The sequence below is a fragment of the Bradyrhizobium sp. LB14.3 genome (genome assembly GCF_040547985.1).
Taxonomy (GTDB): domain Bacteria; phylum Pseudomonadota; class Alphaproteobacteria; order Rhizobiales; family Xanthobacteraceae; genus Bradyrhizobium.
The window spans coordinates 63118-78459 of sequence record NZ_JBEPQT010000005.1; the positions used below are offsets into that span (position 1 = coordinate 63118).

Here is a 15342-nt window from a genome sequence, read left to right on the forward strand (position 1 = left end):
CGGGTTCGGCAACCATCCTGGACGGGGGTTGGGTCGTGGAACCGCCGCGACGCGGAATCATGCGAGGCGTTATGAGCTTGTTCGTCCCCGATCTCGCATGGACGTCCGGCGGGGCGCTCGGCAGGCTTGGCGCATGAACTCGGCTCCGCACATCCCCGTTCTTGGCCGCGAGGCGGTCGACCACCTCGCCCCGCGCGAAGGCGGCCTTTATGTCGACGCGACCTTCGGTGCCGGCGGCTACAGCCGCGCGATTCTCGACGTGCCGGGAACCCGCCTGATCGCGATCGACCGCGACCGCACCGCAATCGCAGGCGGCGCCGAGCTGGTCGAACGCTCCGCGGGCCGGCTGACGCTCGTTGAAGATCGCTTCTCCAACCTCGCCGAGATCTGCGCGGCTCAAGGCGTCGATGGCGTCGACGGCGTCGTGATGGACGTCGGGGTATCCTCGATGCAGCTCGACCAGGCCGGCCGCGGCTTCTCCTTCCGTCTCGACGGTCCGCTCGACATGCGGATGGGGCAGGCGGGACCGACCGCAGCCGACGTCGTGGCGCGTGCCTCCGAAGGCGATCTCGCCGACATCATTTATCTCCTCGGCGAAGAGCGGCATTCGCGCCGCGTTGCCCGCGCCATCGTCGCGGACCGGCAGGAGACGCCGTTCACGACCACGCGCGCGCTCGCCGATCTCGTCGGCAGGGTGGTTCGTTCCAAGCCCGGCGATATTCACCCGGCGACGCGGACGTTCCAGGCCCTGCGCATCTTCGTCAACGAAGAGCTCGAAGAGCTTCAGACCGCGCTTGCCGCGGCGGAGCGTGTGCTCAAGCCCGGCGGTCGCCTCGTGGTCGTCTCGTTCCATTCGCTGGAAGACCGCATCGTCAAGAATTTTCTGGCCGAGCGTAGCAAGACCGGTGGCGGCTCACGGCATCTGCCGGAAGTGTCGCAGGCTGTGCCCAGCTTCCAGCTTTTGACACGGCGGCCGGTGATCGCAGGCGAAGACGAGGTCGCGCAGAACCCGCGCGCGCGGTCTGCAAAACTGCGCGCCGCCGAGCGCACCTCGGCGCCTGCGCATGACGATGGCGAGCAATCGCCCTGGCCAAAACTCTCCGACGTCATGAGAGGTGGCTAGCGCATGCGCTTCATCCACCTTCTCGTCATCGGCGCGCTGGTCTTTGCGGCGGCCTATGTTTACCGGATCAAGATGGACTCCACGGCGCGCACCGAAAAGGTGCTGCGGCTGCATGCTGAAATTCGCGAGCAGCGCGACGCCATCGCGGCGCTGCGCTCCGAATGGGCCAAGCTCGACGCGCCCCTGCGCCTGCAAGGCCTGTCGGACCGGCATCTGCAGCTCAAGCCGGTCAACGGCACGCAGTACGATTCACTGAAGAACCTGCCCGAGCGTCCGCCGCGGATGTTCAGGCCGGGCGAGCCGGATCCGATCGGCGCCATGCTCAACACCATCGAAGCCGCGAGCGATCCCGACACGGTGACGGGTTCCGTGCCTCAGCCCGAGGACAAGCAATGAGTGCTGTGACCCCGGTCAAACCTGCAGCAAAGCCGACTGAGCCCTGGCGGCAGCGGCTGATCCGCAGCCTGCTTTATGGGCGCAACGTCGATCGCGCCGCAAAGGCACGCGCGCGCGTCGGCCTGGCGATGCTCGCCTTCGTCGCGGTCTACGCCCTGATCGGCGGCCGGCTCGTGATGTTCGCGATCGGCGCCGACGCTCACGGCGCGCGCCGCGCCGCGGCGCAGGAGGTGGTCGCGACCGCGCGGCCCGACATCATCGATCGCAACGGCGCGATCCTCGCGACCGACGTCAAAGCGTCGAGCCTGTTCGGCGAGCCGCGCCGCATCATCGACAAGGATGAGGCGATCGAGCTCCTGACCGCCACCGTGCCCGACCTCGACGAGGTCGAGGTTCGCGAGCGCCTGTCGTCGCGCAAGGGCTTCGTCTGGCTCAAGCGTGAGATCACGGCGAAGCAGCAGCAGGACATCCACAAGCTCGGCATTCCCGGCATCGGCTTCCTGCGCGAGAACAAGCGCGTCTATCCGACCGGCAACGAGGTCGCCCACCTCATCGGTCTCGTCAACATCGACAACCAGGGCATCGCCGGCATGGAGAAGTGGCTCGACAATCAAGGGCTCGCCGATCTCCACCGCGCGGGCTTTGCCACCGACCGGCTGCAAAAGCCGATCGAGCTCTCGGTCGATCTGCGCGTCGAGCACGCACTGCGCGACGAGCTCCTGAAGGCCAAGGAGAAGTACCACACCAAGGCCGCCTCCGGCATCGTCTCCAACGTCAAGACCGGCGAGATCGTGGCGATGGTTTCCCTTCCGGACTTCGATCCCAACAATCCGAAGGAAGCGCACGACCCCGACCGCATCAATCGCCTGACCACCGGCGTCTACGAGATGGGCTCGACCTTCAAGGCGTTCACGCTGGCGATGGCGCTCGATTCCGGCAAGATCAATTTGAACTCGATGTGGGATGCACGGGGAAACCTGCACTACGGCAAGTTCACCATCCATGACAGCCATTCGCTCGGACGTTTCATCAACACCAAGGAAGTGTTCACGTTCTCGTCCAACATCGGTGCCGCGCGGATCGCGCTCGGCCAGGGCGTCGAGGCGCACAAGGCGTTCCTCGCCAAGATGGGCCAGTTGACCCGGCTGCGCACCGAGCTGCCGGAGAGCGCGGCTCCGCTGATACCGCGACGCTGGGGCGAGCTGAACACGGTCACCATCGCGTTCGGCCAGGGCATGTCGGTGGCGCCACTGCAGGCGGTGATGGGCATCAACGCGCTGGTGAACGGCGGCTATTTGATTCCGCCGACCTTCATGAAGCGCACGGAGTCCGAAGCGGCGGCGATGGCGAAACGCGTGATCAAGCAGGACACCAGCGACAAGATGCGGTTCCTGATGCGGCTCAATGCCGAAATCGGCACCGCCAAGACCGCCGACGTCAAGGGTTACTACGTCGGCGGCAAGACCGGCACGTCCGAAAAGGTCATCAACGGCCGCTATGCCAAGAAGCGCGTGCTCAATTCCTTCACCGCGATCATGCCCTGCGACGACCCGAAATATCAGATCCTGATCATGCTGGACGAGCCTCAGGCGATTCCTGAAACGAAGGGTTTCATCACCTCCGGTTGGAACGCGGTGCCGACCGGCGGCAAGGTGATCGAGCGGATCGCGCCGCTTCTGGGCATCGAGCCGCGGTTCGACCTGCCGCCGTCCGAGCGCCTTATTCTTGCAGCATCCAGGACAACCCAGTAATCAACCGGGTGGGCCGTTGCCGCCGCTGAGTCGGGATTTCCCTGAAGATTCGGCGCTCCGGTGCGGCATGTCGACTGGAAGACCATGAAGCTGCGCGACCTCCTAGGTCAGGATGTTCTGGGCAATGATGCCGCACTCGAGCCCGCTGTCGCGGCGCTCGATGTGAACGGCGTTGCCCTCGACAGCCGCGTGGTCAAGCCGGGCGATCTCTTCTTCGCACTTGCGGGCAGCAAGACCGACGGTGCGCGCTTCATCGATGCCGCGATTGCCGCAGGCGCGGTGGCGGTGGTCGGCGACCATGCGCCGGCGGCTGACAAGGTGCCGTTCATCACTGTCGCCAATCCGCGCCGTGCGCTGGCGTTGGCCGCAGCAAGTTTTTTTCCGATGCAGCCCGCGACCATCGCCGCGGTGACCGGCACCAGCGGCAAGACCTCGGTCGCGGCGTTCACGCGCCAGATCTGGGAACGGCTCGGGCATGCCTCCGCCAGCATCGGAACCATCGGCCTGGTCTCGCCGAAGCGCACCGTCTACGGCTCGCTGACGACGCCCGATCCGATCGCGCTGCACCGGCAGCTCGACGAGATCGCGCGCGAGGGCGTCACGCATCTCGCTTTCGAGGCGTCCTCGCACGGGCTCGATCAGTATCGCCTCGACGGCGTGCGCATTTCCGCCGGCGGCTTCACCAATCTCTCGCGCGACCACATGGATTATCACCCGACCGTCGCGCATTACCTCGCGGCCAAGCTGCGCCTGTTCCGTGAGCTGGTTCAGCCTGGAGGCGCGGCGGTGATTTCGGCCGATCATGATTGCTCGGCAGAGGCGATCGGTGCTGCGAAGTCGCGCGGCTTGCGCGTGATGGCGGTCGGTCGTAACGGCGACGGGGCAGGCGAGGGCATTCGTCTCGCTGGTGCCGAAGTCGAAGGGTTTTCGCAAGTGCTCGCGCTCGAGCATCGCGGCAACCGCTATGCGATCCGGCTGCCGCTGGTCGGCGAATTCCAGATCGAGAACGCGCTGGTGTCGGCCGGCCTTGCCATCGGCACCGGCAGCGACGCCGCAAATGTGTTTGCAAGCCTGGAGCATCTCGAAGGCGCCAAGGGTCGGTTGGAGCGCGTCGGCGAACGCAATGGCGCGCCGATCTTTGTCGATTACGCGCACAAGCCCGATGCGCTGGCGAAGGCGCTGCAGGCGTTGCGTCCCTACGCCAGGCGCAGGCTGATCGTCGTGTTCGGCGCCGGCGGCGACCGCGATGCCGGCAAGCGTCCGATCATGGGCGAGATCGCGGCTGACAACGCCGACGGAATCATCGTCACCGACGACAATCCGCGCAGCGAGAAGCCGGAGGCCATCCGCGCCGAGATCCTCGCGGCCGCCAAGGGCGCGCGCGAAATCGGCGACCGCGCCGCGGCGATCCGCATTGCGATCGAGGAATTGGAAGAGGGCGATGCGCTGCTCATCGCCGGCAAGGGACATGAGACCGGGCAGATCGTCGGCGGAGAGATTTTGCCCTTCAGCGATCACGAGGCGGTCGCCGCCGCACTAGCGTCGAGGATTGCATGAGCGCGCCAATATGGACGGTGGCTGAAGTGGCACGTGCGCTGGGCGCTGCCGGATCATTCCCGGACACGCCGATCGATGTCGTCACCCAGGACAGCCGGCTGGTGAAACCGGGCAGCCTGTTCGTCGCGCTGAGCGGCACGCCGAGTGGCGGCTTCATCTCGGCCTTCGCCAGCGCGCGTGATGGTTGGGAGTTCGCGGACAAGGCGGAAGCTTCCGGCGCGGTCGCGATGATCGTGCCGTACCAGATCGCCGGCACCCGCATTCCCCAGATCGTCGTCAAGGACACGCTGATCGACGGTCTCTGGGGTCTTGCGCGTGCCGCACGCGCACGCTTCAAAGGGCCGGTGATCGGGCTCACCGGCAGCGCCGGCAAGACCAGCACCAAGGAGTTTCTGGCCGCCTATCCCGGCGCCTATGCCAGCCCGGCGAGCTTCAACAATTTCTGGGGCGTGCCGCTGACGCTGTGCAATGCGCGGCCCGATGCCAGTCTCTGGGTCGTCGAGATGGGCATGAACCAGACCGGCGAGATCGCGCGGCTCAGCGAACTGACGCGGCCGACGGTTGCGCTCGTCGTCAACGTCCAGCCGGTGCATCTCGAGAAGCTCGGCTCGCTCGAAGCCATCCGCCGCGAGAAGGTGTCGATCGCCCTCGGTCTGTCCTCGGACGGCGTGCTGGTGCTGCCCGCCGGGATCAAGGCGCCGGACTGGAAGGGCAAGGTCGCACGCTTCGGCGAGAAAGCCGAAGTGCACGAGGTCGCGCACGCGCCGCATGGCGACAGCTGGCAGGTCGTGGCCGCGCTCGGCAAGAAGGAGATCGCCTTCAGTCTGACGCCGGGCGCGCCGCACCGCGTGCAAAATGCGCTCGCCGCGCTCGCTTCGATTCGTGCGGCGAACCTCGATGCGGCGACGCTTGCGACCAAGCTCGACCGCGTCGGCATCATGACCGGCCGCGGCGTCGAGCAGGCGGTCGTCGGCGTCACCGTGATCGACGACAGTTTCAACGGCAACCCGGCCAGCGTTGCTGCTGCGCTGCAAAGCCTTCAGGCGCGCAACATGACAAGCGGCCGCCGCATTGCGGTGCTCGGCGATATGCTGGAACTGGGCGACGGCGCGCCAGGCTATCACGCCGACCTCGCCAAGCATCTCGACGGCATCGACGGCGTCTATTGCGTCGGGCCCCTGATGCGTCACCTCTTCGAGGTGCTCCCCGCCGGCAAGGGTCTCGGCTGGCACGACGATCCCGTCACGCTGAAGCCGCGCGAGGTCGCAAATCTGCTGAGGGCAGGCGATGTCGTGGTTGTCAAGGGGAGCAAGAAGATGTTCTGGGTCAACAAGTTTGTGCCGGGCCTAGTGGCCGCCTTGCAGGCAAAGGCGTAAACTGCTTGGAAGGCGCGGCTCCCGAATCCCACCCATTGCGGCACGAAACCGTCCGTTTTCTTTAGAGGTCGCCCGACCCCATGATGATGAGCAGCGAATGCGCGTGAGGCACGTCGAGGCCAATACCAAGAACACGGCCATAACCACGGCCAAGAACGCGTGCGAAAAGCGCCATAGGACCGTCTGAATGTTTTACTGGCTGATCGAGCTCTCCAACACATTTCCGGGCTTCGGTGCCGTTCGCACCTTCCTGAATGTCTTCCGCTACATCACCTTCCGCACCGGCGGCGCGGTCGTCACCGGCGCGCTGTTCGTGTTCCTGTTCGGGCCCTGGATCATCGACCATCTGCGCCTCCGCCAGGGCAAGGGCCAGCCGATCCGGGCCGATGGCCCGCAATCCCATCTCGCCAAGAAAGGCACGCCCACCATGGGCGGGCTGATGATCCTGTCCGGCCTCACGGTCGGCACCGTGTTGTGGGCCAATCCGCTCAATCCCTACGTCTGGATCGTGCTGGCAGTGACGCTCGGCTTCGGCTTCGTCGGCTTCTATGACGATTATCTCAAGGTGACCAAGCAGACCACGACGGGCTTCGGCAGCAAGCTTCGCCTGCTGATCGAGGCGGCCATCGCGCTGGTCGCCTGCTATGCGCTGGTGCGGCTGAACCGCGATCCCGCGTCGACCGCGCTGACGATTCCTTTCCTGAAGGACACGGTGCTGCATTTCGGCTGGTTCTTCATCGTGTTCGGTGCCTTTGTCATCGTCGGCGCCGGTAACGCGGTGAACCTCACCGACGGTCTCGACGGCCTTGCCATCGTGCCTGTGATGATCGCGACCGCGAGCTTTGCGATGATCGCCTATCTCGCCGGCAACGCGGTGTTCGCCGATTATCTCCAGATCAAATATGTCGCCGGTACCGGCGAACTCGCGGTGCTCTGCGGCGCGCTGCTGGGCGCCGGCCTCGGCTTCCTCTGGTTCAACGCGCCGCCGGCCTCGATCTTCATGGGCGACACCGGCTCGCTTGCGCTCGGCGGCATGCTGGGTGCGATCGCGGTGGCGGTGAAGCACGAGATTGTGCTCGCGGTGATCGGCGGCCTGTTCGTGCTGGAGGCGGTCTCCGTCATCGTGCAGGTGGTGTCGTTCAAGATGACCGGAAAACGCATCTTCCGGATGGCGCCGATCCATCACCATTTCGAGCAACTCGGCTGGACCGAGCCGCAGATCGTGATCCGCTTCTGGATCATCTCGGTGATGCTGGCGCTGGCGGGCTTGTCGACGTTGAAGCTGCGGTGACCGGTCGATGATCCCCGTCACGTCCTTTGCCGGCAAGACGGTCGCAGTGTTCGGCCTCGGCGGCTCGGGGCTCGCGTCCTGTCACGCGTTGAAAGCGGGCGGCGCCGAGGTGATCGCCGCCGACGACAGTGCCGAGAACGTCGCCAAGGCCGCGCAGGCGGGCTTCATCACGGCTGATTTGCGAAACGTCTCCTGGGCGAATTTCGCGGCGCTGGTGCTCGCGCCCGGCGTGCCGCTGACACATCCGGTCCCGCATTGGAGCGTGCTGAAGGCGCGCGAGGTGGGCGTCGAGGTGATCGGCGACATCGAGCTGTTCTGCCGCGAGCGGCGGCGGAACGCGCCGGACGCGCCGTTCGTCGCCATCACCGGCACCAACGGCAAGTCGACCACCACGGCGCTGATCGCGCACCTGACGAAAGTTGCCGGCTACGACACCCAGATGGGCGGCAATATCGGCACTGCGATCCTGTCGCTGGAGCCGCCGCGCATGGGCCGCGTCCACGTCATCGAGATGTCGTCCTACCAGATCGACCTCACGCCCTCGCTCGATCCCTCCGTCGGCATTTTGCTCAATGTCAGCGAGGACCATATCGACCGTCACGGCACCATCGCGCATTACGCCGCGGTGAAGGAACGCCTCGTTGCCGGTGTGCAGGGCGGCGGCACCGCGATCGTCGGTGTCGACGACGGGTTTTGCCGCGACATCGCCGACCGGCTCGATCGCGCAGGCAAGAAGGTGGAGCGCATTTCCGTCAAGAACCCGCTGGCGAGCGGCATCCATGTGGAGCACGGCACCATCGTGCGCAATTCGGGAGGTGCCCGCAGCGAAGTTGCCAGGCTCGGCGGCATCGGCTCGTTGCGCGGCCTGCACAATGCGCAGAATGCGGCGTGTGCTGCCGCAGCCGCGCTCGCGATGGGCATCAGCCTCGATGTGCTTCAGAACGGCCTGCGCAGCTTTCCCGGCCTGGCACATCGCATGGAGCAGGTCGGCCGCCGAGGCAATGTGCTGTTCGTCAACGACTCCAAGGGCACCAATGCGGCCGCCACCGCGCATGCGCTGTCGTCCTTCGGCGATATCTTCTGGATCGCCGGCGGCAAGCCGAAGGCGGGCGGCATCACTGGGCTCACCGGCTACTTCCCGCGCATCCGCAAGGCCTATCTGATCGGCGAAGCCGCACCGGAGTTTTCCGGCACGCTCGGCACGCAAGTGGCGCACGAGATCAGCCAGACCCTCGACGTCGCCGTCGAGCACGCCGCGCGCGATGCGGAGGCGTCGGGCATCACTGACGCGGTCGTCCTGCTGTCACCCGCCTGCGCGTCCTTCGATCAGTACCGCAACTTCGAAATCCGCGGCACCAGGTTCCGCGAATTGGTGCAGACGCTGCCGGGTGTGAAGCCGGTGGTGTAGGAGCTCCCGTGTCCCGGACGCGGTGCGGCAAGAAGTGACGCTCCGCAGAGCCGGGACCGAGAAGCCGCAATGGACCCCGGCTCTGCAGCGCACCGCCATAGCGTGCCGAAGACGCGCGTAAACGCGCTTAGAGCGCTGCGCTGCGTCCGGGGCACGAGACTCTCCACAAGTTCATCGATCTCATTAACCCCCCGGTAACCAACCTCGGCGACCAATGGACCGACCTCTGTCCGAAAGCGGCCGCCATGCTCTCCCGTGAAGAACGCACCCCCTTTTCCGAGTGGTGGTGGACCGTCGACAAGCCGCTGATGGGCGCCATCCTGGCGCTGATGCTGACCGGCGTGATCCTGTCGCTGGCGGCGAGCCCGCCGGTTGCGACCCGCATCGGGCTCGATCCCTTCCACTTCTTCAGCCGTCACGTGCTGTTCCTGGTGCCGTCCTGCATCGTGCTGCTCGGGGTCTCCTTCCTGTCGCCGCGCGCGATCCGCCGCAGCGCGCTGATCATCTTCACCGTCAGCATCATCCTGATCGTGCTGACGCTCGCGATCGGCCCTGAGGTCAAGGGCTCGCGGCGCTGGATCACGCTGCTCGGCGTCAATATCCAGGCCTCTGAAGTGGCCAAGCCATCCTTTGTCGTCATCGCGGCCTGGCTGTTTGCGCAATCGACCAAGCGTCCGGAAATGCCGGCGACCTCGATGGCGCTGGTGCTGCTCTTGATGCTGGTGTCGCTCCTGGTGATGGAGCCGGACTTCGGCCAGACCATGCTGATCCTGATGGTGTGGGGCTCGCTGTTCTTCATCGCGGGCATGCGGATGATCTGGGTGTTCGGCCTTGCCGGGCTCGGAGCGGCCGGACTGTTCAGTGCCTACCTGTTCGTCCCCCACGTCGCCGGCCGCATCAAGCGCTTCATGAATCCGGCCTCCGGCGACACCTTCCAGGTCGATACCGCGATGGAAGCCTTCTACAACGGCGGCTGGTTCGGGCTCGGACCGGGCGAGGGCATCGCCAAGCGCAGCCTGCCGGACAGCCACACAGACTTCGTGTTCGCGGTCGCCGCCGAAGAGTTCGGCATCATCCTGTGCCTCGCCATGCTGGCGCTGTTCGCCTTCGTCGTCATCCGCACGTTGTCGCGCGCCTATGCCAACGAGGACATGTTCTCGCGCTTTGCGGCCTCGGGGCTTGCGATCCTGTTCGGCGTGCAGGCGGCGATTAACATGTCGGTCAACCTCCAGCTCATCCCCGCCAAGGGCATGACGCTGCCGTTCATCTCCTATGGCGGCTCCTCGATCGTGTCGCTGGCCTATGGCGTCGGCATGATGCTGGCGCTGACGCGGCTGCGCTCGCGCACGGAGGTCGAGGCAAGCGGCCACGCCGAGGCGATGCGCAGCTACGCGTGACCCTCACCCTGAGGAGCCGCGCTACGCGCGGCGTCTCGAAGGGCGAGGCCACCGGCCGGGCCTGCATCCTTCGAGACGCGCGAAGATGCGCTCCTCAGGATGAGGATCAGGCAGTCTGGCCGGCTCGCTCGCAATAGCGAGGGAGACACTGTAAAACTCCCCGCCATGGACAAATCCCCCCTGATTCTTCTCGCCGCGGGCGGCACCGGCGGCCATCTGTTTCCGGCCGAGGCGCTCGGCGTCGAATTGATCCGGCGCGGCTTCCGTGTCCGCCTCGTCACCGACGAGCGCGCGCTGCGCTACAGCGGGCTGTTCACCAAGGACATGATCGACGTCGTGTCGAGCGAGACCGCGCGCGGCCGCAATCCGCTGCAGCTCGCCTATGCCGGCCTGACGCTCGCCGCCGGCACGCTGTCCGCTTACAGCCTGATCAAGCGATTGAAGCCGGTCGCCGTCGTCGGCTTCGGCGGCTATCCGACGCTGCCACCGTTGGTCGCGGCAAAATTCGCCGGCGTGCCCGGCATCATCCATGACGCCAATGCGGTGCTCGGCCGCGCCAACCGGTTCCTGTCGAGCCGCGTCCGCGCCATCGCGACGTCGTTGCCCGGCGTGCTCGACCGCGATCGGGCGCTATCCGGCAAGACCACGACAGTCGGAACGCCGATGCGACCGGCAATACTCGCTGCAGCCGACGTGCCATATGCTGCGCCTGAAGTGAACGGCCCGCTGCGCCTGCTCGTCGTCGGCGGCAGCCAGGGTGCACGCATCATGGCCGACATCGTGCCCGGCGCGATCGAGCGCCTCGAGCCTGCGTTGTGGAGCCGGCTCGTTCTCACCCAGCAGGTGCGCGACGAGGACATGGCGCGCGTGCGCGCGGTCTACGACAAGCTCAAGATCAATGCCGAGCTTGCGCCGTTCTTCACAGATCTGCCGGCAAGGCTCGCCTCCAACCATCTGGTGGTGTCGCGCTCCGGTGCCGGCACCGTGGCCGAACTCGCCGCGATCGGGCGGCCCTCGATCCTCGTGCCGCTGCCCGGCGCGATCGACCAGGACCAGTTCGCCAATGCCGGCGTGCTGGCCAAGGTCGATGGCGCGATCCGCATCCTGCAGACCGAGTTTTCCTCCGATCGCCTCGCCGCCGAGATCTCCGCCTTTGCCGCCGAGCCCGCGCGTCTTGCCGCCATGGCCGAGGCCGCCCGCAGCGCCGGCCGGCTCGACGCGGCCGAGCGGCTGGCGGATCTTGTGGTCAAAGTTGCGGGAATCTGACGCGAAAAAGCCCTTGTCTTCGCCTTCTAAAGCGGGGCATCCAGTAGGAAAGGCCCGCGGCTGATTTGGCCGTGACCATCGCCAGAGCCGCTCTTGCAGGGCGGCAAGGTCAGGGAACAACGCATGAGACTGCCGCGCGAGATCGGACCCATCCACTTCGTCGGGATCGGCGGGATCGGCATGAGCGGCATCGCCGAAGTGCTGCTCAATCTCGGCTATTCCGTGCAGGGCTCGGACGCGTCCGACAATTACAATCTCGACCGTCTGCGCAAGAACGGCGCGAAGGTCTCGGTCGGCCACAAGGCGGAGAACGTCGACGGCGCCGAGGTCGTCGTGGTCTCCACCGCGATCAAGCGCGACAATCCGGAACTGATGGCGGCGCGCGAACGCCGCATCCCCGTGGTGCGCCGCGCCGAGATGCTGGCCGAGCTGATGCGGCTGAAGAGCTGTGTCGCCATCGCCGGCACCCACGGCAAGACCACGACGACCACGATGGTCGCGACGCTGCTCGACGCCGGTGGCCTCGATCCCACCGTGATCAACGGCGGTATCATCAACGCCTATGGCTCCAACGCGCGTCTCGGTGCGGGCGACTGGATGGTGGTCGAAGCCGACGAGAGCGACGGCACATTCCTGAAGCTGCCGACCGAGGTCGCGATCGTCACCAATGTCGATCCCGAGCATCTCGATCACTTCAAGACGTTCGAGGCCGTGCAGGACGCGTTCCGAAACTTCGTCGAGAACCTGCCGTTCTACGGCTTTGCCGTGATGTGCATCGACCATCCCGTGGTGCAAACCCTGGTCGGCAAGATCGAGGACCGCCGCATCATCACCTATGGCGAGAATCCGCAGGCCGACGCGCGTTTCCTCGATCTGACACCGATGGGCGGCGGGTCGAAGTTCAAGGTCGCGTTCCGCGATCGCAAGACCGGCCGCGTGCACGAAATCGCCGATCTCATGCTGCCGATGCCGGGACGCCACAACGCCTCCAACGCGACGGCCGCGATTGCGGTCGCGCGCGAGCTCGGCGTGTCGGACGAGGCGATCCGCAAGGCGATCGCCGGCTTCGGCGGCGTCAAGCGCCGCTTCACCAAGACCGGCGAGTGGAACGGCGTCACCGTGATCGACGATTACGGCCATCATCCGGTCGAGATCGCCGCCGTGCTGAAGGCCGCGCGGGAGTCCACCAACGGCAAGATCGTCGCCGTGGTGCAGCCGCATCGCTACACCCGCCTGGAGTCGCTGTTCGAGGAATTCTGCACCTGCTTCAATGATGCGGATGCGGTGATCGTCGCCGACGTCTATGCCGCAGGCGAGACGCCGATCGAAGGCATCGACCGCGACCATTTCGTCTCAGGCCTTCGCGCGCACGGCCACCGCGAGGTGATTCCGCTGCCGGCGGCGCCGGAGCTTGCAGGCATCATCAAGGCAATCGCAAAGCCGGGCGATCTCGTGGTGTGCCTGGGCGCCGGCAACATCACGCAATGGGCGTATGCGCTCCCCGGCGAATTGAAGGCGCTGGGGTAGGGCAGTGAGCTTTCCGGACATCACCCCCGCTCTCAAAGCCGCGATGCCGAAACTTCGCGGCCGGCTGCTCGCGAACCAGTCGCTCGCCGAGCTCACCTGGTTTCGTGTCGGCGGTCCCGCGCAGGTGCTGTTCACGCCGGCGGACGAGGACGACCTCGCTTATTTCCTCGCACATCTCGCAAGCGACATTCCCGTCAACGTCGTCGGCGTCGGCTCCAACCTGATCGTGCGCGACGGCGGCATAGCGGGCGTGGTGATCCGGCTGGCGCCGCGTGCCTTTGGCGAGGCGAGCGCGAGTAGCGATGTCGTCACAGCTGGAGCCGCCACGCTCGACAAGCGCGTGGCGGAAGTCGCCGCTTCCGCCAATATCGGCGGGCTCGAATTCTACTTCGGCATTCCCGGCACGATCGGCGGGGCGCTGCGCATGAATGCGGGCGCCAATGGCGGTGAGACCAAGGACGTGTTGATCGAGGCGCGAGGCGTCGGGCGCGACGGCACGAAGCACGTCTTCTCCAATGCCGACATGAAGTTCGTCTACCGCAACAGCGACGTCGATCCCTCCATCATCTTCACCTCCGCGGGTTTCCGCGGCGAGATCAGGGATGCCGAGGCGATCCGCGCGCGCATGGCGGAGGTGCAGACGCACCGCGAGACCGCGCAACCGATCCGCGAAAAGACCGGCGGTTCGACCTTCAAGAATCCGCAAGGCCATTCCGCCTGGAAGCTGGTCGATGCTTCCGGCTGCCGCGGTTTGCGCGTCGGCGGGGCTAAGGTCTCCGAGATGCACTGCAATTTCCTGATCAACACGGGTGACGCCACCGCGCACGACATCGAGACGCTGGGCGAGACCGTGCGTGAACGGGTGAAGGCAAATTCCGGAATTGAGCTACACTGGGAAATCAAGCGGATCGGAATTCCCGGCTAATTTGGACAAGCGACGAGAGAACATGCGCATCACCATCCTCTTCGGCGGCTCCAACCGCGAACGTCTGGTTTCGGTCGCGTCAGCCCAGGCGCTGCATCAGGCGCTGCCCGAGGCCGATCTCTGGTGGTGGGACGTCGAGGACAAGGTGCATGTCGTGCAGTCCAAGCAGCTGCTCGAACATGCCCGCCCGTTCGAGGACGAGTTCAAGCCGGGTACATCAGGCATTCCGCTGGCGCAGGCGCTCGACCAGGCCAAGGCCGAAGGTCGCGTGCTGGTGCTCGGCCTGCATGGCGGGCGTGCCGAGAACGGCGAATTGCAGTTGATGTGCGAAGCGCGCGGCGTGCCTTTCACCGGCTCGGGCTCGGCCTCCTCGCATCTTGCCTTCGACAAGATCGCGGCCAAGCATTTTGCCGCGCTCGGCGGCGTGACGCCGCCGGCCAACGTTGCGCTGGACGAGATCGACGAGGCGTTCGCCGAATACGGCCGGCTGATCGCAAAGCCCGCGAAGGATGGCTCGAGCTACGGCCTGATCTTCGTCAACGCCAAGCAGGATCTCGTCGCCGTCCGCAACGCGGCGAAGCACGAAGAATACGTGATCGAACCCTACATCGCCGGCGTCGAGGCGACCTGCGGCGTGCTGGAGCGGCCGGACGGGTCGATCATCGCGCTGCCGCCGATCGAGATCATTCCGGGCGAGGGTAGCTTCGACTACGCCGCGAAATATCTCTTGAAGTCGACCCAGGAGATCTGCCCCGGCCGCTTCACGGCGGAGATCACCGCCGCACTGAAGCAGCAATCGATGCTGGCGCACCGGGCGATGTCCTGTACCGGCTATTCCCGTTCGGACTTCATCGTCTCGGACAAGGGCCTGGTCTATCTCGAAACCAATACGCTGCCGGGCCTTACCAAGTCATCGCTCTATCCCAAGGCGCTGAAGGCGGAGGGCATCGAATTCGTCGACTTCCTGCGCGGCCTGGTCGAGCTCGCCGTGCCCGGTGTGCGAAAATAATTAGGATTGGTTAACGGCCGAAGTGGCGAAACGGCCGGTTTTGGAACCCAAAACCGGTAAAATGCCGGACATTGCGGCATAAATGCCTCACCGGCCTGGGCAAAAAGCTCTCGCCGTTAACGAACTTTACCTTTTGTTTACCAGGACGTCCGAAGGTTAACGCTGGCGGCGCATATGACGCTTTGGCTGCCGGCGCGTGGACCGTTGCGGGTGTTGTCACCTCCAGCGAACGCTCTGAAGGGGAGAGGTTTTCTTCTGCTGAAGACCAGCACCCGGCCCGGCAAGTCCGAGACGTCATATTCGCCAGGACCCGCGC

Annotated in this window: 12 protein-coding genes; all 12 read left to right on the forward strand. The window is 65.7% G+C overall.

The window, feature by feature from the left end:
* The first annotated feature begins 133 nt into the window (after window positions 1-133).
* The 12 genes from rsmH to ABIB00_RS12965 all read left to right on the forward strand — a co-directional run bounded on the left by rsmH (window position 134) and on the right by ABIB00_RS12965 (window position 15026).
* Window positions 134-1123 carry a 16S rRNA (cytosine(1402)-N(4))-methyltransferase RsmH gene (rsmH, locus tag ABIB00_RS12910; RefSeq protein WP_354104598.1) on the forward strand — a complete coding sequence of 330 codons (990 nt, stop codon included), beginning with the start codon at window positions 134-136 and terminating at the stop codon, window positions 1121-1123.
* A 3-nt stretch (window positions 1124-1126) separates the two neighbouring features.
* Window positions 1127-1519, forward strand: a complete 393-nt coding sequence (gene ftsL / locus ABIB00_RS12915) for a cell division protein FtsL (RefSeq protein ID WP_247347749.1) — start codon at window positions 1127-1129, stop codon at window positions 1517-1519.
* Window positions 1516-3270: a peptidoglycan D,D-transpeptidase FtsI family protein gene (locus ABIB00_RS12920; RefSeq protein ID WP_354104599.1), complete on the forward strand. Its 1755-nt coding sequence runs from the start codon at window positions 1516-1518 to the stop codon at window positions 3268-3270. The genes ftsL and ABIB00_RS12920 overlap by 4 nt, the downstream gene beginning before the upstream one ends.
* An 84-nt stretch (window positions 3271-3354) precedes the next feature.
* Window positions 3355-4827 (forward strand): UDP-N-acetylmuramoyl-L-alanyl-D-glutamate--2,6-diaminopimelate ligase, encoded by a 1473-nt coding sequence (locus ABIB00_RS12925; RefSeq protein WP_354104767.1) that lies wholly within the window; start codon window positions 3355-3357, stop codon window positions 4825-4827.
* Window positions 4824-6203 (forward strand): UDP-N-acetylmuramoyl-tripeptide--D-alanyl-D-alanine ligase, encoded by a 1380-nt coding sequence (locus ABIB00_RS12930; RefSeq protein WP_354104600.1) that lies wholly within the window; start codon window positions 4824-4826, stop codon window positions 6201-6203. Before ABIB00_RS12925 ends, ABIB00_RS12930 begins: the two co-directional genes overlap by 4 nt.
* A 187-nt stretch (window positions 6204-6390) precedes the next feature.
* Entirely contained in the window at window positions 6391-7494 is a 1104-nt protein-coding gene (gene mraY / locus ABIB00_RS12935; protein WP_247347744.1) for a phospho-N-acetylmuramoyl-pentapeptide-transferase, read from the forward strand.
* Between the two features lie 7 nt (window positions 7495-7501).
* A complete protein-coding gene (gene murD, locus ABIB00_RS12940) occupies window positions 7502-8902 on the forward strand; it encodes a UDP-N-acetylmuramoyl-L-alanine--D-glutamate ligase (protein WP_354104601.1) in 1401 nt (466 codons plus the stop codon).
* Between the two features lie 245 nt (window positions 8903-9147).
* Window positions 9148-10299, forward strand: a complete 1152-nt coding sequence (gene ftsW / locus ABIB00_RS12945; RefSeq protein WP_354104602.1) for a putative lipid II flippase FtsW — start codon at window positions 9148-9150, stop codon at window positions 10297-10299.
* 165 nt (window positions 10300-10464) lie between these two features.
* Complete coding sequence (gene murG / locus ABIB00_RS12950) at window positions 10465-11565, forward strand: undecaprenyldiphospho-muramoylpentapeptide beta-N-acetylglucosaminyltransferase (protein ID WP_354049297.1); 1101 nt, start codon at window positions 10465-10467, stop codon at window positions 11563-11565.
* Between the two features lie 123 nt (window positions 11566-11688).
* Window positions 11689-13092 carry a UDP-N-acetylmuramate--L-alanine ligase gene (murC, locus tag ABIB00_RS12955; protein ID WP_354104603.1) on the forward strand — a complete coding sequence of 468 codons (1404 nt, stop codon included), beginning with the start codon at window positions 11689-11691 and terminating at the stop codon, window positions 13090-13092.
* 4 nt (window positions 13093-13096) lie between these two features.
* Window positions 13097-14017: a UDP-N-acetylmuramate dehydrogenase gene (gene murB, locus ABIB00_RS12960; protein ID WP_354104604.1), complete on the forward strand. Its 921-nt coding sequence runs from the start codon at window positions 13097-13099 to the stop codon at window positions 14015-14017.
* 22 nt (window positions 14018-14039) lie between these two features.
* Window positions 14040-15026 carry a D-alanine--D-alanine ligase family protein gene (locus tag ABIB00_RS12965; RefSeq protein WP_354104605.1) on the forward strand — a complete coding sequence of 329 codons (987 nt, stop codon included), beginning with the start codon at window positions 14040-14042 and terminating at the stop codon, window positions 15024-15026.
* The last annotated feature ends 316 nt before the right edge of the window (window positions 15027-15342 follow it).